Annotated in this window: 27 protein-coding genes, 1 other RNA gene and 1 pseudogene; 18 read left to right on the top strand and 11 right to left on the bottom strand. The window is 64.1% G+C overall.

What is annotated here, in order from left to right; all coding sequences use genetic code 11:
- Nucleotide 1: 1 nt before the first annotated feature.
- Both ACXAHG_RS04700 and ACXAHG_RS04695 read right to left on the bottom strand, forming a co-directional pair.
- Nucleotides 2–895: a 5-bromo-4-chloroindolyl phosphate hydrolysis family protein gene (locus ACXAHG_RS04700; RefSeq protein WP_475056131.1), complete on the bottom strand. Its 894-nt coding sequence runs from the start codon at nucleotides 893–895 to the stop codon at nucleotides 2–4.
- A 174-nt stretch (nucleotides 896–1,069) separates the two neighbouring features.
- Entirely contained in the window at nucleotides 1,070–2,083 is a 1,014-nt protein-coding gene (locus ACXAHG_RS04695) for a pseudouridine synthase (protein ID WP_475056129.1), read from the bottom strand.
- A gap of 242 nt (nucleotides 2,084–2,325) precedes the next feature.
- Between ACXAHG_RS04695 and ACXAHG_RS04690 the strand changes: the two genes are divergently transcribed.
- The 4 genes from ACXAHG_RS04690 to ACXAHG_RS04675 all read left to right on the top strand — a co-directional run bounded on the left by ACXAHG_RS04690 (nucleotide 2,326) and on the right by ACXAHG_RS04675 (nucleotide 4,378).
- A complete protein-coding gene (locus ACXAHG_RS04690) occupies nucleotides 2,326–2,775 on the top strand; it encodes a nucleoside deaminase (RefSeq protein ID WP_475045263.1) in 450 nt (149 codons plus the stop codon).
- Between the two features lie 86 nt (nucleotides 2,776–2,861).
- Nucleotides 2,862–3,443, top strand: coding sequence for a TetR/AcrR family transcriptional regulator (locus ACXAHG_RS04685; RefSeq protein ID WP_475056128.1), 582 nt, complete (start codon nucleotides 2,862–2,864; stop codon nucleotides 3,441–3,443).
- Nucleotides 3,444–3,464: 21 nt separating this feature from the next.
- Nucleotides 3,465–3,758: a YciI family protein gene (locus tag ACXAHG_RS04680; protein WP_475042279.1), complete on the top strand. Its 294-nt coding sequence runs from the start codon at nucleotides 3,465–3,467 to the stop codon at nucleotides 3,756–3,758.
- A complete protein-coding gene (locus ACXAHG_RS04675) occupies nucleotides 3,755–4,378 on the top strand; it encodes a DNA-3-methyladenine glycosylase I (RefSeq protein WP_475056126.1) in 624 nt (207 codons plus the stop codon). Before ACXAHG_RS04680 ends, ACXAHG_RS04675 begins: the two co-directional genes overlap by 4 nt.
- Before the next feature lie 105 nt (nucleotides 4,379–4,483).
- Here ACXAHG_RS04675 and ACXAHG_RS04670 read toward each other — a convergent pair whose 3' ends face one another.
- Both ACXAHG_RS04670 and ACXAHG_RS04665 read right to left on the bottom strand, forming a co-directional pair.
- The gene (locus ACXAHG_RS04670; RefSeq protein WP_475042283.1) at nucleotides 4,484–5,176 is read right to left on the bottom strand and encodes a metal-dependent hydrolase; all 693 of its coding nucleotides are present in this window, start codon (nucleotides 5,174–5,176) and stop codon (nucleotides 4,484–4,486) included.
- A 116-nt stretch (nucleotides 5,177–5,292) separates the two neighbouring features.
- Nucleotides 5,293–6,360 (bottom strand): calcium-binding protein, encoded by a 1,068-nt coding sequence (locus ACXAHG_RS04665; RefSeq protein WP_475056124.1) that lies wholly within the window; start codon nucleotides 6,358–6,360, stop codon nucleotides 5,293–5,295.
- Nucleotides 6,361–6,564: 204 nt separating this feature from the next.
- Here ACXAHG_RS04665 and gatC point away from each other — a divergent pair, with 204 nt between their 5' ends.
- The 5 genes from gatC to rnpB all read left to right on the top strand — a co-directional run bounded on the left by gatC (nucleotide 6,565) and on the right by rnpB (nucleotide 10,464).
- Entirely contained in the window at nucleotides 6,565–6,852 is a 288-nt protein-coding gene (gene gatC, locus ACXAHG_RS04660) for an Asp-tRNA(Asn)/Glu-tRNA(Gln) amidotransferase subunit GatC (protein ID WP_475042286.1), read from the top strand.
- Between the two features lie 5 nt (nucleotides 6,853–6,857).
- On the top strand, nucleotides 6,858–8,345 hold the full coding sequence (gene gatA, locus ACXAHG_RS04655) for an Asp-tRNA(Asn)/Glu-tRNA(Gln) amidotransferase subunit GatA (RefSeq protein WP_475042288.1): 1,488 nt from the start codon (nucleotides 6,858–6,860) through the stop codon (nucleotides 8,343–8,345).
- Between the two features lie 40 nt (nucleotides 8,346–8,385).
- Nucleotides 8,386–9,183 (top strand): hypothetical protein, encoded by a 798-nt coding sequence (locus ACXAHG_RS04650; protein WP_475042289.1) that lies wholly within the window; start codon nucleotides 8,386–8,388, stop codon nucleotides 9,181–9,183.
- The gene (locus ACXAHG_RS04645; RefSeq protein ID WP_475042290.1) at nucleotides 9,183–9,872 is read left to right on the top strand and encodes an N-acetylmuramoyl-L-alanine amidase; all 690 of its coding nucleotides are present in this window, start codon (nucleotides 9,183–9,185) and stop codon (nucleotides 9,870–9,872) included. The genes ACXAHG_RS04650 and ACXAHG_RS04645 overlap by 1 nt, the downstream gene beginning before the upstream one ends.
- A gap of 186 nt (nucleotides 9,873–10,058) precedes the next feature.
- Nucleotides 10,059–10,464, top strand: an RNA gene (gene rnpB / locus ACXAHG_RS04640) — RNase P RNA component class A.
- Nucleotides 10,465–10,559: 95 nt separating this feature from the next.
- On the opposite strand, the pseudogene ACXAHG_RS04635 reads toward rnpB, so the two are convergent.
- A pseudogene (locus tag ACXAHG_RS04635) lies at nucleotides 10,560–11,450 on the bottom strand (adenylate/guanylate cyclase domain-containing protein); the annotation flags it as partial.
- Nucleotides 11,451–12,290: 840 nt separating this feature from the next.
- Between ACXAHG_RS04635 and rpmG the strand changes: the two are divergent.
- Together rpmG and ACXAHG_RS04625 are read left to right on the top strand one after the other, a co-directional pair.
- Complete coding sequence (gene rpmG, locus ACXAHG_RS04630; RefSeq protein ID WP_008554190.1) at nucleotides 12,291–12,458, top strand: 50S ribosomal protein L33; 168 nt, start codon at nucleotides 12,291–12,293, stop codon at nucleotides 12,456–12,458.
- Nucleotides 12,459–12,668: 210 nt separating this feature from the next.
- The gene (locus ACXAHG_RS04625) at nucleotides 12,669–13,100 is read left to right on the top strand and encodes a hypothetical protein (RefSeq protein ID WP_475056123.1); all 432 of its coding nucleotides are present in this window, start codon (nucleotides 12,669–12,671) and stop codon (nucleotides 13,098–13,100) included.
- 2 nt (nucleotides 13,101–13,102) lie between these two features.
- Here ACXAHG_RS04625 and ACXAHG_RS04620 read toward each other — a convergent pair whose 3' ends face one another.
- The 3 genes from ACXAHG_RS04620 to ACXAHG_RS04610 all read right to left on the bottom strand — a co-directional run bounded on the left by ACXAHG_RS04620 (nucleotide 13,103) and on the right by ACXAHG_RS04610 (nucleotide 14,842).
- Entirely contained in the window at nucleotides 13,103–13,576 is a 474-nt protein-coding gene (locus ACXAHG_RS04620; protein WP_475042294.1) for an N-acetyltransferase family protein, read from the bottom strand.
- An 88-nt stretch (nucleotides 13,577–13,664) separates the two neighbouring features.
- Nucleotides 13,665–14,423, bottom strand: a complete 759-nt coding sequence (locus ACXAHG_RS04615) for a Bax inhibitor-1/YccA family protein (RefSeq protein WP_475042296.1) — start codon at nucleotides 14,421–14,423, stop codon at nucleotides 13,665–13,667.
- A 197-nt stretch (nucleotides 14,424–14,620) separates the two neighbouring features.
- Complete coding sequence (locus tag ACXAHG_RS04610) at nucleotides 14,621–14,842, bottom strand: DUF1127 domain-containing protein (RefSeq protein WP_475042297.1); 222 nt, start codon at nucleotides 14,840–14,842, stop codon at nucleotides 14,621–14,623.
- A 125-nt stretch (nucleotides 14,843–14,967) separates the two neighbouring features.
- Between ACXAHG_RS04610 and ACXAHG_RS04605 the strand changes: the two genes are divergently transcribed.
- On the top strand, nucleotides 14,968–15,849 hold the full coding sequence (locus tag ACXAHG_RS04605) for a LysR family transcriptional regulator (protein ID WP_475042299.1): 882 nt from the start codon (nucleotides 14,968–14,970) through the stop codon (nucleotides 15,847–15,849).
- A 184-nt stretch (nucleotides 15,850–16,033) separates the two neighbouring features.
- Here the strand turns inward: ACXAHG_RS04605 and ACXAHG_RS04600 are convergent, their stop codons facing one another.
- Nucleotides 16,034–16,999 carry an NADPH:quinone oxidoreductase family protein gene (locus ACXAHG_RS04600; RefSeq protein WP_475042300.1) on the bottom strand — a complete coding sequence of 322 codons (966 nt, stop codon included), beginning with the start codon at nucleotides 16,997–16,999 and terminating at the stop codon, nucleotides 16,034–16,036.
- A gap of 350 nt (nucleotides 17,000–17,349) precedes the next feature.
- Here ACXAHG_RS04600 and ACXAHG_RS04595 point away from each other — a divergent pair, with 350 nt between their 5' ends.
- From ACXAHG_RS04595 to ACXAHG_RS04585, 3 genes are all read left to right on the top strand, one after another.
- Complete coding sequence (locus ACXAHG_RS04595) at nucleotides 17,350–17,721, top strand: helix-turn-helix domain-containing protein (protein WP_291728680.1); 372 nt, start codon at nucleotides 17,350–17,352, stop codon at nucleotides 17,719–17,721.
- A gap of 96 nt (nucleotides 17,722–17,817) precedes the next feature.
- Nucleotides 17,818–18,618, top strand: coding sequence for a histidinol-phosphatase (gene hisN, locus ACXAHG_RS04590; protein WP_475042302.1), 801 nt, complete (start codon nucleotides 17,818–17,820; stop codon nucleotides 18,616–18,618).
- A gap of 108 nt (nucleotides 18,619–18,726) precedes the next feature.
- The gene (locus tag ACXAHG_RS04585) at nucleotides 18,727–20,061 is read left to right on the top strand and encodes an 8-oxoguanine deaminase (RefSeq protein WP_475056121.1); all 1,335 of its coding nucleotides are present in this window, start codon (nucleotides 18,727–18,729) and stop codon (nucleotides 20,059–20,061) included.
- Between the two features lie 64 nt (nucleotides 20,062–20,125).
- On the opposite strand, the gene guaD is transcribed toward ACXAHG_RS04585, so the two are convergent.
- Nucleotides 20,126–21,412: a guanine deaminase gene (gene guaD, locus ACXAHG_RS04580; protein WP_475056119.1), complete on the bottom strand. Its 1,287-nt coding sequence runs from the start codon at nucleotides 21,410–21,412 to the stop codon at nucleotides 20,126–20,128.
- A 143-nt stretch (nucleotides 21,413–21,555) separates the two neighbouring features.
- Here guaD and mgtE point away from each other — a divergent pair, with 143 nt between their 5' ends.
- Both mgtE and ACXAHG_RS04570 read left to right on the top strand, forming a co-directional pair.
- Nucleotides 21,556–22,944 (top strand): magnesium transporter, encoded by a 1,389-nt coding sequence (gene mgtE, locus ACXAHG_RS04575; protein ID WP_475042306.1) that lies wholly within the window; start codon nucleotides 21,556–21,558, stop codon nucleotides 22,942–22,944.
- Between the two features lie 9 nt (nucleotides 22,945–22,953).
- Nucleotides 22,954–23,511 carry a 5-formyltetrahydrofolate cyclo-ligase gene (locus ACXAHG_RS04570; RefSeq protein WP_475042308.1) on the top strand — a complete coding sequence of 186 codons (558 nt, stop codon included), beginning with the start codon at nucleotides 22,954–22,956 and terminating at the stop codon, nucleotides 23,509–23,511.
- Here ACXAHG_RS04570 and ACXAHG_RS04565 read toward each other — a convergent pair.
- Nucleotides 23,508–24,395, bottom strand: a complete 888-nt coding sequence (locus ACXAHG_RS04565; protein ID WP_475042309.1) for a LysR family transcriptional regulator — start codon at nucleotides 24,393–24,395, stop codon at nucleotides 23,508–23,510. The two genes, ACXAHG_RS04570 and ACXAHG_RS04565, sit on opposite strands and share 4 nt — an antisense overlap.
- A 109-nt stretch (nucleotides 24,396–24,504) precedes the next feature.
- On the opposite strand from ACXAHG_RS04565, the gene ACXAHG_RS04560 reads away from it, so the two are divergent.
- Complete coding sequence (locus ACXAHG_RS04560; protein ID WP_475042310.1) at nucleotides 24,505–25,002, top strand: lactoylglutathione lyase family protein; 498 nt, start codon at nucleotides 24,505–24,507, stop codon at nucleotides 25,000–25,002.
- The last annotated feature ends 43 nt before the right edge of the window (nucleotides 25,003–25,045 follow it).

The raw sequence follows: 25,045 nt of genomic DNA, 5'->3' as shown, positions 1-25,045 counted from the left end.
ATCAGTTTTGGTCCAGATGGACCCCTTCACGCTGCAGCCTGTCGCGCAGCACATCAATTTCAATGGTCAGATCCGTGCGGTCCTCCACCAGCATCTTGCGGGTGCGCGCAGCAAAGTTCTGCTCCAGATCGTCCAGCAGGGCCAGATAGTCAGCACGGGCCTGACTGTCCTGGCTGCGGCTGTAAATGTCGGCGAATTTCACTGTCGCATCGCGCGCGCCCTGCAGATAGACGGTCAGATACTTGCGGGCGGCAGTCAGGTCGCGCGGGTCTTCTTCCACTGTGCGGAACAGGTCGCGGGCGATGGATTGGAACTGCTCCACCCGGGCCTGGACCTTGCGGTCGCGGGCGCGCAGGGCGGCGTCCGTCATGGCGGCGAGATTCTGTTCCGCCTCATCCACAGCGCGGGCGACCCGGGACTGCTGGAAATCGTCAACGCCTTCGACGCCCTTGTCCTGCAAAGGATCAATGCCAAAAGCAGCGATGTGCAAACCGGCTGCTGCGGCGCCATAGATGGCGGCAATCAGGATGCCGGGCTCGGCTTTCCACGCAGCCAGTGCCGCGCCGGCGCCCGCCAGAAGCGCGGCCAGGATCTTGCGGGGCAGGGCGGGTTTGCGCGCCACCTTGCGGGCGGCATAGGCGGCTTCGGCCTTCAGCCCCTCGCGCAGCAGAAAGGCGCCGCCGGTCCAGAGCCCGGCACCGATCAGCCCCAGCGCCAGCCCTGTGGCACCATCGTTTAAGGACAGCAATGTCAGCAGGGCGGGCGGCAGGAACATCAGGTTGGCGCGCATGCCAACGGGATCTACCTGCGCATTGCGGAAAGAGGGCTGCGGACCTGCGTCCTTGGCCTCGCTCTTGCCATCCGGGCTGTACTTGCCGCCGTAGCGCTGCGCCATCAGCTCAGCCTCCCACGATCCAGCCGGTGCTGAGGCCCAGCATCAGGATCAACAGGGCAGCATAGGCAAGTTTCTGCACGCAAATGGCCCCCATAACCGCCAGCGAAGATTAACTGATTGGAAATCTAGGGGATAGCGGGCGGTGTTGCTAGGGGGAAGTCTGCGGGAATTGGCTCAGCGGCGGGGATTCTTGCCGATCGGACGCTTGCCGCCGCCGCGCTGGGCGGGGCGGTCGCTGCGCGGTGCTGCGGGCTTGCCGCCGGGTTTGGCAGGTTTTCCCGGTGCCTTGGCTGCCGGTTTGCTGCCGGGCTTGCCCGCCGGGCGGCCGACGCCAGGCTTGCCGCCGCGGGAGCGGGTGGGGCGGCCTGCCGGTTTTTCCTCTTCCGGCTCCAGCCCCAGCTGGTCGCGCACCACGCGCGGACGCAGTTCTTCCACGCCGCCCGGTTTCAGATCGCCCAGCTGGAACGGCCCGTAGGACACCCGCAAGAGCCGGTTCACGCTATAGCCGATATCCTCCATCGCGCGGCGGATCTCGCGGTTCTTGCCCTCGCGCAGGCCGACGGTCAGCCAGGCATTGGCACCCTGCTGGCGGTCCAGCGACACGGTCATCGGCTGGAATTTCTCGCCCTCGATCACCAGGCCCTTGCGCAGGGGGGCAAAATCCTCGTCCTTAGGGCGGCCGTTGATCCGCACCCGGTAGCGGCGCAGCCAGCCGGTGGCGGGCAGCTCCAGCTTGCGCTTGATGCCGCCGTCATTGGTCAGCAGCAAGAGCCCCTCGGAGTTGAGGTCAAGGCGGCCCACCGTCATCACCCGCGGCATGTCCTCGGGCAGCTCGTCAAAAATCGTCTTGCGGCCCTTCTCGTCGCTGTTCGAGGTCACCAGGCCGGTGGGCTTGTAATACAGCCACATCCGCGGCGCTTCGGCCTCCGGCAGGGGCTGGCCGTCAACGCTGATACGGTCCGCCGCGGTCACGTTTAGCGCCGGGCTGTCGATCTTTTTGCCGTTCACCGACACACGGCCCTCGGCGATCATGCGCTCTGCCTCGCGGCGCGAGGCAACGCCGGCGCGCGACAGCACCTTGGCGATGCGGTCGCCTTCGGGCGCGGCACCCTCAGGTTTTGCGGGGGCCTTGCGGGGCTGGGATTTCGGGGCCGGTTTGCCTTTGGGGGATGCAGGTGTTTTGCTCATGCCCCGTGCCATAGAGTATTCCGCCGCCTTGCGAAAGCGGGCATGTTTGACCGCGCCCGTTCCAGAACCTATGAAAGAAGGCGGTGAGGGCAGCGCCCGGCCGCGGGCGGAAACGAAGCGCCCGCTCCGTTTTGCCGGAGGCAAACCTCCGGTTTGACGGGGCGGAAGGGCGCTGCCTGGCGGTGCTGGGCAAAGTCCTGATTTCAAGGGGCAACCCCCAAGCAGCGAGCCAATTGCACGAAATGGTCTTCAATTCCCATATGGACAAGGCGCTGGCAGAGGCGCGGGCAGCGGCAGAGCGCGGCGAGGTGCCCGTGGGCGCCGCACTGATCGCACCGGACGGGCAGGTGGCGGCATTGGCAGGCAACCGCACCCGCGAGCTGAACGACCCAACCGCCCACGCCGAGATCCTCACCATTCGTGCGGCCTGTGACGCCCTGGGCAGTGAACGTCTCACGGGCTACGACCTCTATGTGACGCTGGAGCCTTGTGCGATGTGCGCCGCCGCCATCGCCGCTGCCCGTATCCGCCGGGTCTACTATGGCGCCTCCGATCCTAAATCTGGCGGAGTGGCGCATGGCGCCTGCGTATTCTCCCACCCCCAGGCGCATCACGCACCGGAGGTCTATGAGGGGATTGCGGAAGCCGAGGCCAGCGCGCTGCTCAAGGCGTTCTTTGCAGCGAAACGCTGAGCGCCTAATGGGCGGCTGACTTTGCCGTTGCCGGATTAGGCCGTTTGTCCTAAGTAAGGATTAGGTCAATTGTCCTAGGGGGCGGCATGGCGCAGACAACTACCAGAGACCGGATTGCCGAGGCAGCAGACCAGCTGTTCTATGAGCGCGGGTTCGAGGCCGCGTCCTTTGCGGATATTGCTGCGGCGGTCGGTATTTCGCGCGGCAATTTCTACTATCATTTCAAGACCAAGGACGAGATTCTTGAAGCAGTGATCGCGCGCCGCATGGCAAGCACCCGCTCCATGCTGAGCAATTGGCAGGCCGAAGGCGCAGGCCCGGAACAGCGGATCACCTGTTTCATCCGCATTCTGATCGCCAACCAGGCTAAGATCACTCTCTACGGTTGTCCCGTTGGCACGCTGGTGGCGGAACTGGGCAAGCTGGATCACGCGGCGCAGGATCAGGCCAGCGCGGTTTTCACCCTGTTCCGCAACTGGCTGGCCCGCCAGTTCGAAGAAGCGGGCTGCGGCGGGAATTCCGACTCGCTGGCCATGCATCTGCTGGCCCGCAGCCAGGGGGCGGCGGCGCTGGCGCAGGCGTTTGGAGATGCGGACTTCATCAACCGGGAAGTGGCGCTGATGCAGGAGTGGCTCCGCGATGAGCTGCAGGGGAATCACCCTTCCTAACATTCACCATGGGAGATAATCATGTATTTCATTTTGCTTTCCTTCGCGGAGCAGAAGGGCCGCCTGGCCGAGTTTCTTGACGGCCACAAGGCCTGGCTGCAGAAGGGGTTCGAGGACGGGGTGTTCCTTGCTGCCGGGTCCATGACTGATGGCGAGGGCGGTGCGATCCTCGCTGTGGGCGAAGACGAGGACGCACTGGCCGCCCGCATCGCGCTGGATCCCTTTGTGACCGGTGGCGTGGTGGAGCCGGAAATCATCGGCGTTGCGCCCACAATGATGGACCCCCGGCTTGATTTCCTGCGGGGCGGCGAATGAGCGGCTTGTACACGGCCCCCGACGGTCAGCCCCGCTGCGCCTGGGCGGCCTCGGCACCCGATTTCCTGCGCTACCACGATGAGGAATGGGGCTATCCGGTGGGCGACGATATCCGCCTGTTCGAGAAGGTCTGCCTCGAAAGCTTCCAGTCCGGGCTCAGCTGGCGCACCATTCTGGACAAGCGCGAGAACTTCCGCGCCGCCTTTGCCGGATTCGATTTCAACGAGATGGCGGAATTCGGCGCGGCGGACGTGGAGCGGCTGCTGCAGGACAAGGGCATCATCCGCCACCGCGGCAAGATCGAGGCGGTGATCAACAACGCCGCCCGCGCGCAGGAGCTGGTGGCGGAAGCGGGGTCTTTGGCCGCGTTTTTCTGGAGCTATGAGCCGAAAGCGGAAGACCTGCCGGAACCGCAGACCGCCTCCACCAGCCCTGAATCCGTGGCGCTGTCCAAGGCGCTCAAGAAGCGCGGCTGGAAATTTGTCGGCCCGACCACGGTCTTTGCGTTCATGCAGGCGATGGGGCTGATCAATGACCACGCCCGCGGCTGTATCTGCCGGGAGAAGGCGGCCGCGGCACGGCAGGCGTTTACCGTTCCGCAGATGAAACCGGCGGCCTGAAACCTGTCCGCGCCGGGCCGGCAGGCCCGGCGCCACGCCCAACGGGAGCGGATCTGCCAGGCAGATCTGGCGACGGGCGGGAGTGGCGCTGCCAGTCTGATTGCGTCAGATTTCGATCGCCTTCATCACTTCCGGTTCGATCACCTCTGCCTCCGGCAGCCCCTCGATCAGGTCTTGCGCGTCCTGCTCCAGGATCGGGAAGCTCTTGTAGTGGCAGGGAATCACCGTCTTGAAATTGAAGTACCGCTTGGCTGCATAAGCCGCCTGTTTCATGTCCATGGTGAAATGGCCGCCCGCCGACAGAATGCCCACATCGGGTTTGTAGTAATCGCCCATCCACTCCATGTCGGCCATGATCGCGGTGTCGCCGGACAGGTAGACCGTCTTGCCCTCTGCCATCAGCATGTAGCCGACTTCCGAGCCGCCGGTGCGCAGACCATCCTGGGTGTTGAAGGTGGAGCTGTGCGAGGCCGGCACCATTGCAACCTTCACACCGCCAAGATCCACGGTGCCGCCCTTGTTGAAGCCTATCGTTTCAACCCCTTCGGTTTCGCCCCAAAGGCCCATCAGGTCGTATTGCCCCGCTACCGGCACTTCCAGCCGTTTGGCCAGGGGCAGCACGTCCACCACATGGTCGAAATGCACATGGGTCAGCAGGATATGGGTGGCACCCGCAATGGCGGCCTCGTGGCTCTCTTCCGGCAGCACAGGATTGCCGGTCAGCCAGGGATCCACCAGCAGCACCTGGCCGCTGGTCTCGATGCGGAACGACCCGTGGCCGAGCCAGATGATCTTCATGATGTTATTCCTCCCGTTGAACCGTTTCTGAAATTCTAGCAACTGTATTTCTCAGGTCACCTGAGAAATACAGTTGCTGGAACCCGCGGCGGCCCGGCTCAATCCTTTGCCCTGGGCTACCAGCTGTTCAGGTCAATCTCGGCCAGCGTCAGCTCCACGTCCCGCAGGATGGCAAAGGTATTGCCGCCAAAGCGCAGGAAAGTGTCTCCGTCATCGTGGCGCACGCTGTAGCGGCCGGGGGAGGTGTGGTTGTCGTGAAAGATGCGGTCCTCTGCGGCATTGAAATCGGTGATGATGTCCGTCCGCGGACCGGCGCCTGTCTGGAACATAAAGTCATCCGCGCCGGAGCCGCCTGTCAGCACATCCCGGTCCGATCCGCCGTGCAGCGTGTCGTTTCCGGCGCCGCCATGCAGCCGGTCGCGAATACTGTTGCGCAGGCCAAAGCCGAATGAATCGCCCGACAGCTCATCATCGCCCGCGCCGCCTCTGAGCGTGTCCTCGCCGTTGCCGCCGTTCAACGTGTCATCGCCGCGGCCGCCGCGCATCAGGTCGGCGCCGCTTTGGCCATGCATCAGATCATCCCCGGCGGCACCAATCAAAGTGTCCCGGCCGCGCCCGCCGGCCAGCACTGTATCCGGGCTGCCCTGGGCGCGCAGGATGTCATGCCCGCCGCCGCCAAAAGCCCTGAACTGGAAGGTATCGGACAGGGTAATGCTGTCGTTTCCGCCGTTGCCATAAATTTCGCTGAAACCCGCTCCGGCCGTTCCCGCCGACGGCGCCCGGATCACATCGTCCCGGCCATCGGCGATGATGGCGGCGTGGCTGTCCAGTGTCCCGTCAACCGTCAGGGCTGAGACGGCTTCCCGGCCGGTCACAATTTCCAGCAGCGCCGTTTCCGTCTGTTTCTGCCCGTCTTTCCAGGCGGTGATCTTATGCTTGATGAACTCGGCGCCTTCGCCGCTGGCATGGTCCCCCTCGATCAGCAGCGAGGAATCATCCCAGCTGGTCACCGTCAGCCCTTCCTGGCTGGCCTTGATTTGCCAGGCGGGCGGTAGAAAAGGCCCCGTGTGGCTATGCAGCACCAGCGTGTCGGTGCCGCCCGCATCGCGCCAGATGTCATGGCCGGGGGCAATATCCCGGAAGGCGGCGCTGTTGTTCTTCTTGCCTGTGGAAAAGACGGTCATCTTTAACTCCGAATGAAATACTTAAATACATCTGCCGCGCCCTGGCTTTGATATGGAGCGGGGGCTTGCCTGTGGAGGTTGAGTGGCGCGGTCCGGAAAGTGCAAGGAAAAAATGGCATACTGTGCTGCATGGGGTTCGTCCGCAGGCTTGCAGCGCGGACGGTGCGGCGGTAAATGCCTAGCCAACACCAGATGAGGGTTTCCATGTCGATTGACCAAAGCACCGCCGCCAAGGTGGCCAAACTGGCCCGGATCAAGGTCGAGGACGACGCTCTGCCGGCGCTGGCAGACGAGTTCAACAATATCCTGGGCTTCATCGAGCAGCTGAACGAGGTGGATGTCGAGGGCGTCGAGCCGATGACCTCTGTCACCCCGCAGCGCCTGAAGCGCCGGGTGGACGAAGTCACCGACGGCGGCCAGCAGGACAAGGTTCTGGCCAATGCGCCGGACGCCCGCGAAGGTTTCTTCGCAGTGCCCAAAGTCGTGGAGTGAAAGACATGAGCGATCTGAACAAACTGGGCCTGGCAGAGGCCCGCGACGCGCTGCGCAAGGGCGACACCACCTCCGTCGAGCTTACCGAGGCCTGCCTCAAGGCAATCGATGCGGCTGATGCGCTCAATGCTTTTGTACACAAAACGCCTGAATTGGCGATGGAACGCGCCAAGGCTGCGGACGGCCGCATCAAGGCGGGCGATGCTCCCTCCATGTGCGGCCTGCCGATCGGCATCAAGGACCTGTTCTGCACCAAGGGCGTGCCCTCGCAGGCGGCCTCGAAGATCCTCGAAGGCTTTAAGCCGGAGTATGAATCCACCGTCAGCCAGAAGCTGGCAGACGCGGGCTCCGTCATGCTGGGCAAGCTGAACATGGATGAGTTCGCCATGGGCTCCTCTAATGAGACCTCCGTCTACGGCAATGCGGTCAGCCCCTGGCGCCGCGGCAATGACGACGCCCAGCTGACCCCGGGCGGCTCCTCCGGCGGTTCCGCCTCTGCTGTGGCGGCCGACCTCTGCCTGGCGGCGACCGGCACCGACACTGGCGGCTCGATCCGCCAGCCCGCGGCCTTCACCGGCACTGTCGGCATCAAGCCGACCTACGGCCGTTGCTCGCGCTGGGGCATTGTCGCCTTTGCGTCCTCGCTGGATCAGGCAGGCCCGATGACCAAATCGGTGCGCGATGCTGCCATCATGCTGGAAGCCATGTGCGGCCACGACCCCAAGGATTCGACCTCTGCCGAACTGGCGGTGCCGGATTTCGAGGCGATGCTGACCGGCGACATCAAGGGCAAGAAAATCGGTATCCCCAAGGAATACCGCATGGACGGTATGCCGGGCGAGATCGAAAAACTGTGGACCGACGGCGCCGAGATGCTGAAAGCAGCCGGTGCTGAGATCGTCGATATCTCGCTGCCCCACACTAAGTATGCGCTGCCCGCCTACTACGTGATTGCCCCGGCTGAGGCGTCGTCGAACCTGGCGCGTTATGACGGTGTCCGCTACGGCCGCCGCGCCACGCTGGAAGCGGGCGACGGCATCACCGAAATGTACGAGAAGACCCGCGCCGAGGGCTTCGGTCACGAGGTGCAGCGCCGGGTGATGGTCGGCACCTATGTTCTGTCGGCAGGTTTCTATGATGCCTACTACAACCGCGCCCGCCGCGTCCGCACCCTGATCAAAAAGGACTTCGAGGACGTCTTTGCCGCTGGTGTCGACGCGATCCTGACCCCCGCCACCCCGTCCGCGGCCTTTGGCCTGGGCGAGATGAAGGACGCGGATCCGGTGCAGATGTACCTCAATGACGTGTTCACAGTCACTGTGAACCTGGCAGGCCTGCCGGGGGTTGCGGTGCCCGCAGGGCTGGATGCCCAAGGCCTGCCGCTGGGCCTGCAGCTGATCGGCAAGCCCTGGGAAGAGGGTGATCTGCTGAACACTGCCTATGCGCTGGAGAATGCGGCCGGCTTTGTAGCCAAGCCGCAGCAATGGTGGTAAACCTCTGCGCAAGCAATTGAGCAGAGCTGACAGGTACCCCATGCGCGCATTCGCATCTTACGCCGCCGCAGGCAGCCTTCTGGTTATGGCTGCCTGTTCCCCCCAGGTTCCGGACAGCGCCGCAGGCGTTGGCATCGACGGCGACCCCTTTGCGCCGCCGCCGGCCGCCGGAACGACCATCACCGGCGAACCGCTGGTGCCGCCCGCACGGGTTTCTTCCGAGCCGTTCCAGGTCTCTCCTGCACCGCGCAGCCCCGGATCTGTTGCTGCGGCGGGAACCTTTGCGCCCTCAACGCCTGCGCCGGCACCGGCCGCCCCGGCTGCCGTCACCGATGAGGATATCGCCCGCGAGGCCGCGGCCGCCCTGGCGGCCTCTCAGGCCAATTCGGGCGTTGCGCCGCTTCAGGCCAGCCCCTCCAACCCGGCACCGGAACTGGCTGGCAATGCCGGTATCTCGGATGAGAATGATTTCCAGGCGGTCTCGGCCCGTCAGTCAATCGAAAGCGATGCCGCCCGGCTGGAGCGCCAGCGGGCGCAGTACCAGCAGGTGCAGCCAGTGGCGGTGCCGCAACGGACAGAGGGCGCGGGGCCCAACATCGTCCGCTATGCGCTCAGCACTTCCAATCCCAAAGGCGTGCGCGTCTACAGCCGGGCTGGCATCAACCTGCAGGCCCGCAGCAAGCGCAACTGCGCAGAATTCGCCTCTCCCGATCAGGCCCAGGTTGCCTTCCTTGAGGCCGGAGGCCCGCAGCGGGACCGCAAGGCCCTGGACCCGGACGGTGACGGTTTTGCCTGCGGCTGGGACCCGGCGCCCTACCGGCTTGCCGTGCAGGATTGATGGCAGCGGATCCGCGCCAGCCTGACCAGCCGGGTGCAATCTGGCACCCCAGCCCGAATTTCGGGCCGCGCAGGGACGGTTTGAAGCCGTCCCTGATCGTTTTGCACTACACTGCCATGGATGGCGCGCAGGCCGCGTTGGAACGGCTCTGCGACCCTGTGGCAGAAGTCTCGGCCCATTATCTGATCGGCGCGGATGGCGCGCTTTGGCAGATGGTGGCCGAAGACAGCCGCGCCTGGCACGCCGGAGCCGGAGAGTGGCGCGGCCAGGGGGACATCAACTCCCGCTCCGTCGGCATCGAACTGGATAACCTTGGCAGCCATCCGTTCAGCGCGCTGCAGATGGCGGCGCTCGAAGGTCTGATGCGCGGCGTCATGCAGCGCTGGCGCATCCCGCCTGCGGGGGTGATCGGCCATTCCTGCATGGCGCCCGGACGCAAGTTCGATCCGGGCCCGCGGTTCGACTGGGCGCGGCTGGCCCGGCAAGGCCTGGCTGCGGACGGGGCTGGCGCACCCTGGCCGGGGCCAGTGGCCTTTCCAAGCTTTCGCAAAGCCGCCGCCGCAGCTGGTTTCACGGCCCCGGCAGACGACCAAACGCTTCTGACGGCCGTTCGGCTGCGGTTCCGGCCCTGGGCGCGCGGGCCGCTTTCGGCTGAGGATTTCCTGCCATTGCACCCGCTGGTCTGCTAAGGGCCGGTATTTTGCGAGGCTCTGCCTCGCGCTCCGGGATATTTGGGCCAGAAGAAGGCTGGATCCCTTCTTCATCCGGCTGAAAATATCCCTGGGTGAATTGGCCGCCAGGCCAAGAGGGGCAGCGCCCCTTCGCTAAACTATCCGCTTGACGCCGAGAGCCAATGTTCCTACGCCTGCGGCCGCGCAGAAGGCTGGATGGCCGCGGGGGGCGCAAGCTCCGCGAGGAAAGTCCGGACTCCATGAAGCAGCGGTGCCGGGTAACGCCCGGGCGGGGAAACCCGACGGAAAGCGCCACAGAAAACAGACCGCCAGCCTCCGGGCTGGTAAGGGTGAAACGGTGGGGTAAGAGCCCACCGCGCCCCTGGCAACAGGGGCGGCACGGCAAGCCCCACCGGGAGCAATGCCAAATAGGGTCCCCGCGCGGGCAGGTTCCGGTCCGCCGGAAAACCGCCGCTAGGTTCGCTTCAGCCGAGAGGGACCGGGTTGGCAGCTTGAGCGGCGCAGCAATGCGCCGCCTAGATGAATGGCCGTCGAGCCCTGCCTTACGGGGCAGGGGGGACAGGATCCGGCTTACAGGCCTTCTGCGCGTTTCTCCGGTTCATACGCGGTTGCCGGCCCGGGAATACCTTTGAGGTCGAACACACCGGCCTTTTGCAGGCCCGCGCCAAGGGCCCGGGCTGTGGTTTCACACAGCAGGATCTGCCCGCTGCCCGCCTTGCCGCAAAGCCTGGCTGCCAGATTCGGCGCGGCGCCAATCGCGGCATAATCCAGCCGCCCCTCAAAGCCGATCTGGCCGGTTGTTGCCTCGCCAGTGGCAATTCCGATCCCGAGGCCGATCCGGCTGCCGCCGGTTTGAAAGGGACGCATCGCCGCGGGAAAGACCGCTTGCATCTGCTGTGCCAGGGCCAGCGCCCGTCTGGCCGGGTCCTCGCAGGGCAGCGGCGCGTTGAACAATACCAGCAGGCCGTCGCCCAAAAACCGCTCCAGCGTGCCGCCGGCGTTCTCAATCAGCGGGCCAGAGGCCTGATGGAAAGCGTTGAGCGCGGCGATCACCTGTTCAGGAGCAACCGCGCTGGCATAGGCGGTAAAGCCGCGCAGATCGGCAAACAGAACCGTCACGGTGCGGCGCCGGCTGTTCAGCAGGGTGCTGCCCTCACCCGCATTCACGATCATCGCCGCCACCGGCTCTGGCAGGAAACGGCGCAGGCGGCTGGTCCGTTCCAGCTCTGCCACTTGCTGTGCCACCTTGCGCTCCAGCTGGCTGTTCCAGGACTGCAGCTCCTCCTTCTGGGCGTTGACCTCCTCGTACAGCATGCCCAGTTCGCGGCTCATGCTGTTCACATTCCGTGCCAGCCCGCCGAATTCATCCCCGTTGGGGACATTGGCCCGGGCCGTGAAATTCCCGGAGGCGACGGAACTCAGTGTGCGGCCGATCTGCTCCACCGGCCAGAGCACGGAGGAGGAAATCGCATAGCCCGCCAGCAGCGACAAAAGAACCGCTGCCACGCTGGCCCCGATGACCAGGGCGCGGGCGCGCCCGTAGGCTCTGGCGGTTTCCTGTGCGCGCCGGTTCATCCGGGTTTCGATGTCTCTGGCGATTGTATAGGCATCGCGTTGCAGGCTCAGGGCGATCGGGGTGAATTGCTTATCGACCAGCTCCGCGATCTTGGCCATCTCACCCGACCTGCGCGCCTGCACGAGGTCTGCTGCCACCCCCGGCAGGCGGTTTGCGGTTCTCTGCAGGTCCGCAAGCCGGGGATCCTTTGGCAGCTTCTGCCGCTCCACTTTCCGTGCGTAACGGGCGATGATCACCGTCAGGTCATTGGCTTCGTTCAGGGCCTGCGCAGAGGGCACCCCCATCCGTCCAGGAGACCCGGTTTTGCTGGACAGGGCAAATACCATGGTGTCGCCTGCACTTTGATAGATGCGGTTGTAGGTTGCGATCTGCTGCTGATCGCGGATCAGAAGGCGGGTTCGTTCATTTGCCTGCTGCAACGTCTGAAGCCCCAGAACGGCAAGCAGGATCACCAGCGCGGTGCCGGTCAGAAAGGCAGCCAGCAGCTTGTGCTGCAGGGAAACCGCCAGCCCGGCCACCGCCCGCACCAGAGGATTCGGCTGCGGATCTGTCTGGCTGGTCTCCCTGTGCTCAGGCATCGGCAAGGCCCTTGGGCTGTGGTGCGGCTGGTTCAGCCATTGAAATGGGGCAAACGGCGGGTAAGGCTACGTTTCACCGCGTCCCAACAGGGGGAAAGCAGTTGTAAACCCCAATTCCGCCGCCTGGCTGGCAGAATTGGCCCTTGGCGGCGGCTTCCGGGCGATTTGGCTGTTGACTTGCAGCACAGGGCGGGTAAAAGCCGGGCTTCAGATAGGAATTTACCGAGAGGCCCCTGCCTTTTCGGACGCAGGAGAAGCACCATGGCGAAGCCGACCACCATCAAGATCCGCCTGAACTCGAGCGCGGGCACCGGCCACTTCTATGTGACCAAGAAAAACGCACGCACCATGACCGAGAAAATGGTCGTGCGCAAATACGACCCGGTTGTGCGCAAGCACGTCGAGTACAAAGAAGGCAAAATCAAGTAAGCCTTCCTTTGGGATAGATTTTCTGAAAACGGGTCGCGGCTGCCGCGGCCCGTTTTCTGTTTCCGGGCGCAGTCCTGCCGCCGGAAGCCTCTTGAATTGTCTGAAAATGCCGGGTGGTTTTCGCGCGGCGTCCCGCATTACGGCATGTTTGCGCCGCATTCCGCGCCCAGGTTGCTGCCGTGGGTTAATGAACAGACGGGTGGATGTGCTGTGAGGGTTTATTTGTTTGCGGCAATGATGGCCGCCGCCGGGGCGCCGGTGTCCAGTTCCTTTGATGCGGCAACAGCGGTCCCGCCGCCGCCGCCGGTCGCGGCAGTGCATCTGCACGCCACGCCGCCCGCCTTGCATAAGGCGGCGGAACCGGCCGCGCCGGACCGCGCTGTTATCGACAAGATCGTGCAGCTGCAGGGGCGGGATCTGGCCCTCTGCCTGGTCCGCTCCGGCAGCGCCGGCATGGCAATGCTGAGTGTGCCGGATAACAGCGCTGTTCCCAGCCTGCCAGCGATCCCGCAGGCAGAGTTTCTCGACCTCGTCAGCCGGGCCTCCGGCTGCCGCCCGGACGGCGAAGTCCGCGAGGTCTCCAGCCGCCGCGGCACAATTGCGCTGTCCGCCGGGCTGGATTGCTCGGACGGGGGTTCCTGAGGTCAGCGGCGCCATTCTGCCATTGTCAGCACCGGTTCCATGCCCATGCCCTTCATCAGCGCCGCTGAGGCGGTGTTGAAGGGGGCATAGGTCGCGGCGATCACGGTGGCGCCCGCGTCCAGCGCCCTTGCCTTCATGGCTTCGACCAGCGCTTTGCCGACCCCCATCCGGCGCCAGGCCTCGGTGACAGAGATGTGATGCAGCATGGCGCGCGTTTCTGCCGGGCGGACCGGCAGGGCAGGGCGGTGCTGCAGCTCATAGACCGCGTAGCCCAGCAGCTTGCCCTGCGGGCTCTCTGCCGCCAGCGCGCAGACCTGTTCCTCTTCCAGCCACTCCCGCAGCCAGGCGGCCAGCGCCTCGCTTCCCGGCGCCGGAATGTGGCGCTCTGGCTGATAGGCGGCGTGCAGAGCGTGCAGATCCTGCAGCAGCGGCAGCAAGCGGTGCGCCTCGCCGGTTTTGATTTCAATGATTTTCATGGGTCTGCCCCTTTTTATTATGGTTCAAAAAGAAGAAGGGGCGGATCGCTGTGATCCGCCCCTCGCTGTGTTGGAATTCGGCTTGCGCTTATTCGCGGTTACCAAGCAGCTGAAGCAGCATCATGAACATGTTGATGAAGTCCAGGTAGAGGCTGAGGGCGCCCATGATCGCGGATTTCGCCAGCCACTCCTGATCGCCGGAATGGGCCATCTGCAGGTAATCGTTCTTGATCCGCTGGGTGTCATAGGCGGTGAGGCCCGCAAAGATCAGCACGCCGATCACCGAAACCGCAAAGGCCAGCGCCGAAGAGGCCAGGAAGATGTTGACGATCGAGGCCACGATCAGGCCGATCAGGCCCATGATCAGGAAGGAACCCATGCCGCTGAGGTCCTTCTTGGTGGTGTAGCCCACCAGCGACAGGCCCGCAAAGGCGATGGAGGTGATCAGGAAGACCTGCACGATGCTTTCGCCGGTGAAGACCAGAAAGATCGAGCTGATCGACAGGCCCATCACGGTTGCGAAGACATAGAACAGCAGTTGCACGCCGGCCGCGGACATGCGGTTGGCAGCAGCGCCAATGCCGAAAATGAAGGCCAGCGGCGCAAACATGATGACCCATTTCAGCGGCGAAGCATAAAGCGCATAGCCGATCTGGGTGAAGGCCTTGCTGCCGGTTGCCGGATCAGTGGTCACGGCCAGGCCTGCAATTGCCCAGGCGGCCAGGAAGGTGATGAACGTGCCTGCCGACATGGTGGCATAGACTTTGTTCATATGGGCGCGCAGGCCCTCGTCAATCTGCTGGGCGCGGGCGCCGGCGGCAGAGCGGATGGTGTCGAATTGTGCCATATTGAATGGTCTCCGTGGTCTACTCCCTCGCTGCCGGCACACGAACGGGACCGCGGGCGGCAGCTTTCCTGCCAAATATCGGGTGAAGCGGAGTTCGGTTCAAGTATTTCAGACAAAGAAATACATGAAAAACAACCAAACGGGCCGCAAGGCCGCGGCCCGTCTGCAAAGAGGCTGTGAACAGGCGTGCAACCTGATCAGAAACTCCAGTGATCCGGCGCCTTCCAAAACCCGCCGCGGGCCTCTGCGTCTGCCTGGGCGCGGGTCACGCCGATATCCTCCAGCGCGCGGGCGTCCAGCCGCGCCAGCTGCCGGCGCTGGCGCCAGGCCGCCATGTGCAGCCGCAGGCGGGCGGTCAGGGACAGCTGCGGCTTGGCGCTGTGGCAAGAGGTGGTGCAGTTTGAGGTCGCGAGGGTCATGGGCTTGGTCCTTCAGTTGCGTTTGTGATGCATCCCTTCTGGGTGATCAATTGTGTTGATGAATATGGGCCTGTGTGCCATATTTTAAAAACGAATGTTTTTGATCCAATGAATCAGGTTCTGTGATGGTAAGAAATCTCGATATCACCACGCTCCGCTCTTTTGTGGCGGTGGCGGAATACGGCGGGGTGACCCGTGCCGCCGGTTTCCTGCATTTGACCCAGTCGGCGGTCTCGATGCAGATGAAACGGCTGGAGGAGCTTTTGGGGCTGGACCTTCTGGACCGGTCCGGGCGCACCATTGCGCTGACAGCCGAGGGCGAGCAGATGCTGGGCTATGCCCGTAAGATGGTGGCGCTGAATGATGAGGTGATCAGCCGGCTGACCGATCAGGCGTTTGAGGGCGAGGTGCTGCTGGGGGTGCCGCATGATGTGGTGCACCCGGTGATCCCGCAGGTGCTGAAGCGGTTCAACCTCAGCTATCCGCGGGTCAATGTGAACCTCTGCACTTCTAACACCCGCGATCTCAAGACCGAGTTCGCGCGCGGTGCCTTCGACCTGATCCTGACGACGGAGACCGGCGCGGGTGAGGGCGGCGAGACCATTCACAGCATGCCGCTGCGCTGGGTCGGCGCGCCCGGCGGGTCAGTCTGGCGGCAGCGTCCCTTGCGGCTTGGCTTTTGCCGCAATTGCAGTTTCCGCCCGGTGGCCACGGCCGCGCTGGATGAGGCCGGCATCGAATGGGAAATGGCGCTGGACAGCGATTCCGACCGCACGGTCGAGGCAACCGTCAGCGCCGATCTGGCCGCGGGGGTGCTGCTGGAAGGGACCCAGCCGTCTTATCAGGAGCTGATTCCCCAGGGCAGCGGCCTGCCGGAGCTGCCGATGCAGCACATCAATCTCTACGGAGCGGAGCGCGTGCATGCCCCTTACGTCGAGGAACTGGCGGAGTTTATCCGGCAGGGCTTCCAGGGGCTGTGGGCCACGCCGCTGCGGGCCGCCAGCTGAAATACTGGCGGGCGGAAAGCTGCGGCAATGCTCTCCACCAGGAAAAGCGTTGGTGCAGGCGGGCAGGGCGGAACTCCCGCGCCCGCAGGCGCTGAGCCTGGCCCAACGGCTGCGGTGCATTTTGCAAAAATGCGCTGTCAGCGGGCGGGAGCTGCCCCGCCTTTGGCGGGACGGGGACAGCGCGTCAGCTGCCGCCCATGGTGATCACCACCTTGCCGGTGGATTTGCGGCTGCGCAGCAGCTCCAGCCCCTCGGTGGCCTGCGCCAGCGGCAGCGTGTGGCTGATATGCGGCTTTATCCGGCCCTCGCCGTGCCAGGCAAACAGCGTCTCAAACGACCGGCGCACCGCCTCGGGGCGGAATTTCATGTAGCCGCCCAGATAGAAGCCGATCACCGTCAGGTTTTTCACCAGCAGATGGTTGGCAGGGATCTGCGGCACCTCGCCGCCGGCAAAGCCCACCGGCAGCAGCCGGGCGCCGGGATTGGCAGAGCGGAAAGCCGCCTTCCAGACATCACCGCCGATTGCGTCATAGACCACATCGGCCCCGCCCAGTGCCTTTACCGCGCTGCGCAGGTCCTCGCCGGCGTCAATCAGGTGGTCCGCACCGGCGGCTGCCGCCACCTCCAGTTTGTCCCGGCCGCGGGCCTGGGCAATCACCGTTGCCCCCATCAGCTTGCCGATTTCCACCGCCGTCAGCCCGACACCGCCCGCCGCGCCCGTGACCAGCAGGGTTTCGCCTGGCTGAAGCCGGGCGCAATGATCCAGCGCCATATGGCTGGTGCCATAGGCGATCTGCATGGCGGCGGCATGTTCGAAACTCATGGTATCGGGGATGCGGATCAGCCGCTCCGTGTCAAATACCCCGGCTTCTGCCAGCCCGCCCGCGCCGCTGAAAACTGCCACCCGGTCGCCGGCTGTAAACCCCTCAGAGCCGCTGCCGAGCGATGTGACCACCCCTGCAGCTTCCAGTCCCAGGGTAAACGGCGGCTCCGGTGTGTCCTGATAAGTGCCTTTCATCATGAGGAGATCGGCGAAATTCAAGCCGCAGGCGCGCAGGTCGACAGCGGCTTGTCCGGGGCCGGGGCGCGGGCAGGCTGCCTGCGTCAAAGCCGCGGGTTTGCCAATAGCGGAAACTTGAAAGGCTTGCATGATTTCTCCTCACCTTCTGCGGGAATCCGAGTGATTCGCACGTCGACACTGGCGGTGTTCGGAAGCAGAACACACCTCGCTATTTCTGGGGAGGTACGTGATCGCCAGCTGCTTGGCAACAAAACCTTTAGAAAAATGATATTTGAAATCATGTGGTTGACATTCCGGCCCCTGTTCCAGGCGACGGCAGTCTTGCAATCAACCGTAAGGGTTGTACACTTTTACTTAGAGGTTGAGCTTGGATCGCTCTGATGGGGAACCCGGTTTCCGGCAAAGTTTAAAACTGCCAGAACAGGTTATAGGAAAAGCGGTCCGGGTAACGACCGGATTTATGAGACTAGGAGAAACGCATGGCTCATCCCGTTGACGTGCATGTGGGAAAGCGCATCCGCCACCGCCGGTGGCTGATCGGCATGACGCAGCAGCAACTCGCCGAACAGGTCGGCATCAAATTCCAGCAGATTCAGAAGTATGAAACCGGTGCAAACCGGGTCAGCGCTTCCCGGCTCTGGGATATTTCCGACGCCCTGGAGGTTCCGGTCAGTTTCTTCTTCGAAGGGCTGCAGGAAGAGGGCAAGGCGCCTGCGGAAAAAGCATCCGTGCCGGAAGACCTGATGGGAGATAAAGAAGCACTGGACCTAGTGCGTTCCTATTATGCAATTCCGGAAAACCAGCGCCGCCGCCTGTTTGAACTGGCGCGGGTGCTGAGCGACGTCGCCTGAAATCCGGACAACGGCCAAGACACCTGAGCAGCGCAAGACCGGCAATCGCGGGTTTTGCGCTTGCAAATTGAAGCACCGGATGGCACCGGTCAGGCTATGACACAGGCCGCACTCACCGATCTTGACGTAGCACATAGGATGGCGGACGCCGCGCGCGGTGCCATCCTGCCGCATTTCCGCACATCTGCCCTGACCGCCGAGAACAAGCTCGACAGGGGCTTTGATCCGGTCACGGTTGCCGACCGCGCCGCTGAACAGGCGATGCGGGCAGTGCTGGCGGAGCTGCGCCCGCATGACGGAATTCTGGGAGAAGAATTCGGCTCCGCGTCCGGCACATCCGGGCGGACGTGGGTTCTGGACCCGATCGACGGCACCCGCGGTTTCATCAGCGGCACCCCAACCTGGGGGGTGCTGATTGCGCTGGCGGATGAAAACGGCCCGTTCCTGGGCGTGATTGACCAGCCCTATACTGGCGAGCGTTTCTGCGGCGGGGCAGAGATTGCCGCGATGACCGGTCCGCTGGGTGAAATGCCTTTGCGGACCCGCGGCACAGCGGCGCTGTCGGATGCAATCCTGTTCACCACCTTCCCTGAGGTCGGAACCGCGGAAGAGCGTGCAGGTTTTGAACGCGTCGCGGCGCAAGCCAAGCTGACGCGCTATGGCATGGATTGCTATGCCTATGCGCTGGTAGCGGCAGGGCAGGCGGATCTGGTGATCGAGGCGGGCCTCAACGCTTATGACATCCAGGCGCCGATTGCGGTGATCCAGGCCGCGGGCGGGATCGTGACTGATTGGGACGGCAACCCGGCCCACAATGGCGGCCGGGCCCTGGCTGCGGCCAATGCGGAGATCCACGCTGCCGCCCTGGACCTGCTGCGCCAGACGCAAACGGGTTGAAACTGGCCGCCCTGGCCTGTAGTTTCCAAACAGGCCGGTTCTTCGCCCGTTTTCCATCGGCCGATCACACATTCCCATGAAGCGGGCTGTCTATTGGAGTGTGTGGATATGACAGAGATCCTGATACAAAACGCTGATACCGTCCTGACGATGGACGACAGCCGCCGTGTGCTGCATGGCGCTGATGTGCTGATCCGCGGCGGTGTGATCGCTGCCGTGGGGCAGGGGCTGCAGACCAATGGCGATGTGGTCTCCGGCCGCGGTTGCGTTGTCACTCCCGGGCTGGTGAACACCCATCATCACCTCTACCAGAACCTGACCCGCGCGGTGCCCGGCGGACAGGACGCGCTGCTGTTCGGCTGGCTTCAGACACTGTATCCGATCTGGTCGCGCTTTGGTCCCGACGAGATGTTCGTCTCCGCCCAGCTCGGCCTCGCTGAACTGGCGCTGTCTGGCTGCACGCTCAGCTCCGACCACCTGTATCTCTACCCTAACGGCGCCCGGCTGGAGGACACCATCCATGCCGCCCGTGAGGTTGGCCTGCGCTTTCATCCCACCCGCGGCGCCATGAGCATCGGCGAAAGCGATGGCGGCCTGCCGCCCGATAGCCTGGTCGAGGAAGAGCGAGCCATTCTTGACGATATGATCCGGGTCGTGGACGCCTTCCACGACCCGGAAGAAGGCTCCATGTGCCGGGTCGGCCTAGCGCCGTGTTCGCCGTTCTCCGTCAGCCGCGAACTGATGCGCGATGCCGCCCTGCTGGCCCGCGACAAGGGCGTAATGCTGCACACCCACCTGGCCGAAAACGACGAGGATATCGCCTACTCTGAAGCCTGCTTCGGCTGCCGCCCCGGCCAATACGCCGAGGAGCTGGGCTGGACCGGCGATGATGTCTGGCATGCCCACTGCGTCAAGCTTGACGCGCAAGAGATTGATCTCTTTGCCAGAACCCGCACCGGCGTGGCTCATTGCCCCTGTTCCAACTGCCGCCTCGGCAGCGGCATCGCGCCGGTGCGCGCTATGCGCGATGCAGGCGTGCCGGTGGGACTGGGCGTGGACGGTTCCGCCAGCAACGACATGGCCAGCCTCGCAGCGGAGGCACGCCAGGCCATGCTGCTGCAACGGGTGGCAAACGGGGCTGACGCGATGAGCGCCTATGAGGCGCTGGAGATCGCCACTCGCGGCGGCGCCGATGTGCTGGGCCGTCCCGACTGCGGCCGCCTGGAGCCAGGTAAGCGCGCCGATATCGCCGTCTGGGACACCCGTGGCATCGTCTCCAGCGGCAGCTGGGACGCCGCCGCGCTGCTGCTGGCCGGCCCAACCCAGGTCAAGCACCTGTTTGCCGAGGGCAAGCAGATCATCCGCAATGGCGAAGTCACTACCCTCGACCTGCCGCGCTTGATCGAACGCCATGGGCAGCTGGCGCAGCGCCTGATGGATTGAGAGACAGCCCCTTCTTCTGGCTTCAAATATCCCCGCCGGAGGCAGAGGCGCGCCAGCGCCTCTCCTAAACCCGGCTTCCGCCGATCCAGACCTCGGCAATGGCCCGGTCATCGCCCATCATGATGGTCGGGAACACCGCTTCCCAAATGTCTTCGGCCCGCGCGGACCGCTGGGCGATGGCCGGGGAGGAGGCCAGATCCAGCACTACCAGATCCGCCTCCATGCCTGCCGCGATATTGCCGATCTTGCCTTCCATCCGCAGCGCCGTGGCCGAGCCCTGGGTCGCCAGCCACAGCAGCTGCACCGCGTGCAGCGGGGTGCCGCGCAGCTGGCCGATCTCATAAGCCGCCGCCATGGTGCGCAGCATCGAAAAGCTGGAACCGCCGCCGGTGTCGGTGGCAAGGCCGATCCGCTGCCCCTCCGCCATCAGCCCGGCCGTGTCGAACAGGCCGGAGCCGATGAAAGTGTTCGACGTCGGGCAATGGATCAGCGCCGCGCCGTAGTCCCGCAGCCTGTGCCGCTCGCGCTCTTCCAGGTGAATGGCGTGGCCATACAGCCCCTTGGCGCCCAACAGGCCGAACTCTTCATAGGTGTCCAGATAATCGCGGGCCTGCGGAAAAAGCGACTTCACCCACTCGATCTCGTCGGTCTGTTCGCTCAGATGCGTTTGCATCAGGCATTCCGGGTGCTTGGCCCACAGCGCCCCCATCGCCTCCAGCTGTTCCGGGGTGGAGGTGGGGGAGAACCGCGGGGTGATGGCATATTCCAGCCGGTCCACCCCGTGCCAGCGCCCGATCAGCGCGTCACTATCGTCATAGGCTGACTGCGCCGTGTCCCGCAGCCCTTCCGGCGCATTGCGGTCCATGCAGGTCTTGCCCGCAACCACCCGCTGCCCGCGCGCCTGGGCGGCGGTGAAAAACGCGTCCACGCTTTCGGGGTGTATGGTGCAATAGCTGCAAACCGTGGTGGTGCCGTGGGCGGCAGTCAGATCCAAATAACGGTTGGCGATTTCATCGGAATAGGCACGGTCGCCAAACTGCATCTCCTCCGGGAAGGTATAGCTGTTCAGCCAGTCGATCAGCCGCTTGCCCCAGCTGGTGATGATCGCGGTCTGCGGGTAATGCACATGGGCGTCGACAAATCCCGCCATGATCAGCTTGCCGGAGTGATCCACGGTCTCCGCCTCCGGCAGCAGCGCCTGCATCTCCGCCAGTGTGCCGGTGCCCGCAATCTTCCCGTCCAGCACCGCCACCGCTTCCAGCAGCCGGGCCGCGTCCTGCGGGCGTTCGCCCGTAAAGGGAGAGGCGGAAAAGGCAAGAACCTGCCCCTTCAGGATGTATGCGGTGCCCATGCGCTGAACCCTTTCCTTGCAAAATTGCTCCGCGCAGGATACCCGCCGAAGGGGCGCGGGTAAATTGCGGCATCGGCATTGTTTTCCGGTGGCGGCGTCCTCTATTTTGCACGCAAAGACCAAGAAAATCCGGGGGGCATCAGATGAGCAGCGGCGACAACATCACCGGCGACCAGTCTCAGGAAGACGCCTATGACCTCGACCGCAAGCTGGTTGCGCAGGTTCTGGACGCGGTAGAGCAGGGCGATCAGCAAGCCCTGACAGAGCTGCTGGAAGATCTGCACGCAGCCGACATCGCCGACCTTCTGGAACAGATCAATTCCGACGACCGGATCAGCCTGATCCGTCTTTACGACCGGGAGTTCGACGGCGAGATCCTGTCGGAACTGGATGAAAGCATCCGTGAGGAGGTGATCGAGACCCTCAACCCGCTGGTGCTGGCCGACGCGGTCCGGGAGCTGGAGAGCGACGATGTCGTCGACCTGCTTGAAGACCTGGAGGTGCCGCAGCAGGAAGCCATCCTGGACGCGCTGGAAGATGCTGACCGGGTCGCGGTCGAACAGTCGCTCAGCTACCCGGAGAACTCCGCCGGCCGTCTGATGCAGCGTGAAGTGGTGATGGCGCCTGAGCACTGGAATGTCGGGCAGGCCATTGATTTCATGCGAAACTCCGACGATCTTCCAGAACAGTTCTATCATGTCGTCCTGGTCGACCCGCGCCTGCACCCGATCGGCAATGTGACCCTGGGCCGGATCATGGCGACCAAGCGCCATGTGCCGCTGACCGATCTGGTCGAGGACACCTTTCAGGTCATTCCCGCTGACCAGGACGAGGAAGACGTGGCTTACGCCTTCAACCAGTACCACCTGATTTCGGCCCCGGTGGTCGATGACGAAGGGCGGCTGGTCGGCGTCATCACCATCGACGACGCAATGATCGTGCTGGACGAAGAGCACGAGGAGGACATCCTGCGCCTCGCCGGCGTGGGCGAGGAAAGCTCGCTTGCCGACCGGGTGATCGAAACCACCAAGCGCCGCTTTCCCTGGCTGGCTGTGAACCTGGTGACAGCGGTGCTGGCCTCCCTGGTGATCGCTCAGTTCGAGGCGGCAATTGCTCAGATCGTGGCGTTGGCCGTGCTGATGCCGATCGTCGCCTCCATGGGCGGCAACGCAGGCACCCAGTCGCTGACGGTGGCGGTGCGCGCGATTGCCACCCGCGACCTCACCGGCTCCAACGTCTGGCGGGTGATCCGGCGCGAAGTGCTGGTGGGGCTGGTCAACGGGGTGATCTTTGCCATCGTGATGGGGCTGGTGGGGCTTGCCTGGTTCGGCTCGCCGATGCTGGGGGTTGTGATTGCCGTCGCTATGGTAATCAATCTGGTCGTGGCCGGGCTGGCGGGCACCGTGATCCCGGTTCTATTGGAGAAAACCGGAATTGACCCGGCGCTGGCTTCAGGCGCCTTTGTGACCACCGTAACTGATGTGGTGGGCTTTTTCGCCTTTCTGGGCCTTGCGGCCGCTCTACTGCTCTAGGAGACCGCCATGACGGATCTGACCGAAATCAAGGCCGCTGCCCGAAAGGCCGCCTTTGCCCGCCGCAAGGAAGCTTTTGCGCGTAACATCCCCGGCGCCGCTGGCCATCTGTCGGAGGTTCTGGCCGGCTACCGCGGCGTGCCGCTTTCGGGCTACATGCCGATCCGCACCGAAATCGACCCGCTGCCCGCCATGGCTGAGGCTGCGGCCCATGGGCCTGTCGGTGTGCCGGTGATCATGGGTGCCGGCCAGCCGCTGAAGTTCAGCCGCTGGCAGCCCGAAGGGGCGCTGCGCGAAGGCCCCTTTGGCGCCATGGTGCCGGAAGTGGATGACTTTCTTGAGCCGGAAATCCTGGTGGTGCCGCTGGTTGCCTTCGACATCAAAGGCGGGCGCTTGGGCTATGGCGGCGGGTTCTACGACCGCACCCTGGAGCTGCTGCGCGGCAAGCGCGCTACTTTGGCCATTGGCTTTGCCTTCGACGCGCAAGAGGCAGAGGACCTGCCGCTGGAGCCGACCGACCAGCCGCTCGACATGATCGTTACCGAAAGCCGCATCCTGCAGTTCTAATCCGCCAGCCTGGCGCAGACGTCCCTGATTGCCGCCTCGAAGAAGGCAAGCCGGGCCGGGGGCGTCTGATGCCGCTGCCGAACCAGCCACAGATCATCCTCCAGCGGCGCCTCCAGGGTTGCGGTGCGGAATTGCCCCTGGCCCTGCTGCGCCAGAACCGCGCTTTGCGGCAGAATGGTGTAGCCGGCCCCGGCAGACACCGGGCTCAGGATCTGGCTGATCTGGTTGAGAAAGGCCCGCCTGCGCACCCCCGCAGCGCCGCGGTAGCCGGGATAGTTTGCCGCCAGCAGACGGTCCGCCAGGGCGGCGGCGTCGGGGTGATCCACCAGCCCCAGCTCTTGCAGCGCTTCAAAATCGGGCCTGTCCGCCGCATCCGGCGGCAGGAGCATCTTCAACGGATCACGCCCCAGCCGTTCTGCCGTTAGCCGCGGTGCATCCAGCTTGCGGTGCAGGATGCCCAAATCAAGCTCTCCCGACAGCAGCTGGGATTCGATTGACGCTTGCGGTGCCGCTTGCAGCGACAGCACAAGCTCCGGCCAGCGCGCCAGATGCGCCTCCACCTTGGTGTAAATCAGTACAGCCAGACCGCCCGGGCAGGCGATGCGCACATGTCCGCGGCCCGGATCATCCTGGCCCAGATCCTGGCGCAGCGCTTCTTCTTCAGCCTGGCGCCTGCGGCCAAGGGCGGCCACCGCAACGCCTGCCTCCGTCAGGCTGAAGCTTTTGCCATGGCGGACCAGCAGCGGTTTGCCCACCTGCTGCTCCAGCTTTTTGACGTGCTGCGTGACCCCGGGCTGGGTCATGTTCAGACGCGCTGCGGTGCGGGTGAAACTGCCCGATCCGCTCAGAACGGTAAAGGTGTCCAGCCAGGCGGCGTTCAGCATCTTTGTCTCAATTCGTTATGAATAGCATAAAGAATGATAATTTTTCTTTCAGATCCTGCAAGCCTATCTCCGGCTCGAAACAAGCGAAACATCAGCCAAGGAGACTATCATGCTGACCTCCCCGCGCAGCTTTTCCCACATCGGCCTGTCGGTTCCAGACCTGGACGCCGCGGTGAAGTTCTACTCCGAAGTCATGGGCTTCTACGTTATTATGAGCCCAACAGAAGTGGTTGAGGACGACAGCGATATCGGCCGGATGTGCACTGATGTCCTGGGGGCGGGCTGGTCGCGGCTGCGCATTGCCCATCTGTCCACCGCTGACCGCGTCGGAATTGAGCTATTCGAATTCGATGGAAACTACGCGCCTTCGGATAATCTGGACTTCCGCCGTCACGGCCTGTTCCACTTCTGTGTGCAGGACCCCGACGTTGAGGGCCTGGCACAGAAAATCGTCGCGGCCGGCGGCAAGCAGCGGATGCCTGTGCGGGAGTATTTTCCCGGCGAGAAACCCTATCGCATGGTCTATGTCGAAGACCCCTTTGGCAATGTGTTTGAGATCTATTCGCATGGTTACGAGCTGACCTACTCGGCGGGCGCCTACAGCTGAACGCGGCGCCACACTGACGCGAAAACACACCGCGGGGCCTTGC

Source organism: Leisingera sp. ABD4_442 (assembly GCF_056160905.1).
Note: the sequence above shows the minus strand (reverse complement) of the source record. Positions and strands in the feature narration are given on the sequence as shown.

Bases quoted from the DNA above. Each gene is read 5' to 3' on its own strand.
- ACXAHG_RS04700 (WP_475056131.1), bottom strand. From the start codon at position 895: ATGGCGCAGCGCTACGGCGGCAAGTACAGCCCGGATGGCAAGAGCGAG.
- ACXAHG_RS04645 (WP_475042290.1), top strand. From the start codon at position 9,183: ATGGCAGCGGATCCGCGCCAGCCTGACCAGCCGGGTGCAATCTGGCAC.
- ACXAHG_RS04560 (WP_475042310.1), top strand. From the start codon at position 24,505: ATGCTGACCTCCCCGCGCAGCTTTTCCCACATCGGCCTGTCGGTTCCA.
- gatC (WP_475042286.1), top strand. From the start codon at position 6,565: ATGTCGATTGACCAAAGCACCGCCGCCAAGGTGGCCAAACTGGCCCGG.
- ACXAHG_RS04670 (WP_475042283.1), bottom strand. From the start codon at position 5,176: ATGAAGATCATCTGGCTCGGCCACGGGTCGTTCCGCATCGAGACCAGC.
- ACXAHG_RS04675 (WP_475056126.1), top strand. From the start codon at position 3,755: ATGAGCGGCTTGTACACGGCCCCCGACGGTCAGCCCCGCTGCGCCTGG.
- ACXAHG_RS04620 (WP_475042294.1), bottom strand. From the start codon at position 13,576: ATGAAAATCATTGAAATCAAAACCGGCGAGGCGCACCGCTTGCTGCCG.
- ACXAHG_RS04615 (WP_475042296.1), bottom strand. From the start codon at position 14,423: ATGGCACAATTCGACACCATCCGCTCTGCCGCCGGCGCCCGCGCCCAG.
- ACXAHG_RS04610 (WP_475042297.1), bottom strand. From the start codon at position 14,842: ATGACCCTCGCGACCTCAAACTGCACCACCTCTTGCCACAGCGCCAAG.
- rpmG (WP_008554190.1), top strand. From the start codon at position 12,291: ATGGCGAAGCCGACCACCATCAAGATCCGCCTGAACTCGAGCGCGGGC.
- guaD (WP_475056119.1), bottom strand. From the start codon at position 21,412: ATGGGCACCGCATACATCCTGAAGGGGCAGGTTCTTGCCTTTTCCGCC.
- ACXAHG_RS04600 (WP_475042300.1), bottom strand. From the start codon at position 16,999: ATGCAAGCCTTTCAAGTTTCCGCTATTGGCAAACCCGCGGCTTTGACG.
- ACXAHG_RS04695 (WP_475056129.1), bottom strand. From the start codon at position 2,083: ATGAGCAAAACACCTGCATCCCCCAAAGGCAAACCGGCCCCGAAATCC.
- hisN (WP_475042302.1), top strand. From the start codon at position 17,818: ATGACACAGGCCGCACTCACCGATCTTGACGTAGCACATAGGATGGCG.
- ACXAHG_RS04650 (WP_475042289.1), top strand. From the start codon at position 8,386: ATGCGCGCATTCGCATCTTACGCCGCCGCAGGCAGCCTTCTGGTTATG.
- ACXAHG_RS04665 (WP_475056124.1), bottom strand. From the start codon at position 6,360: ATGACCGTCTTTTCCACAGGCAAGAAGAACAACAGCGCCGCCTTCCGG.
- ACXAHG_RS04595 (WP_291728680.1), top strand. From the start codon at position 17,350: ATGGCTCATCCCGTTGACGTGCATGTGGGAAAGCGCATCCGCCACCGC.
- ACXAHG_RS04605 (WP_475042299.1), top strand. From the start codon at position 14,968: ATGGTAAGAAATCTCGATATCACCACGCTCCGCTCTTTTGTGGCGGTG.
- ACXAHG_RS04565 (WP_475042309.1), bottom strand. From the start codon at position 24,395: ATGCTGAACGCCGCCTGGCTGGACACCTTTACCGTTCTGAGCGGATCG.
- ACXAHG_RS04680 (WP_475042279.1), top strand. From the start codon at position 3,465: ATGTATTTCATTTTGCTTTCCTTCGCGGAGCAGAAGGGCCGCCTGGCC.
- mgtE (WP_475042306.1), top strand. From the start codon at position 21,556: ATGAGCAGCGGCGACAACATCACCGGCGACCAGTCTCAGGAAGACGCC.
- ACXAHG_RS04585 (WP_475056121.1), top strand. From the start codon at position 18,727: ATGACAGAGATCCTGATACAAAACGCTGATACCGTCCTGACGATGGAC.
- ACXAHG_RS04570 (WP_475042308.1), top strand. From the start codon at position 22,954: ATGACGGATCTGACCGAAATCAAGGCCGCTGCCCGAAAGGCCGCCTTT.
- ACXAHG_RS04690 (WP_475045263.1), top strand. From the start codon at position 2,326: ATGGTCTTCAATTCCCATATGGACAAGGCGCTGGCAGAGGCGCGGGCA.
- ACXAHG_RS04685 (WP_475056128.1), top strand. From the start codon at position 2,862: ATGGCGCAGACAACTACCAGAGACCGGATTGCCGAGGCAGCAGACCAG.
- gatA (WP_475042288.1), top strand. From the start codon at position 6,858: ATGAGCGATCTGAACAAACTGGGCCTGGCAGAGGCCCGCGACGCGCTG.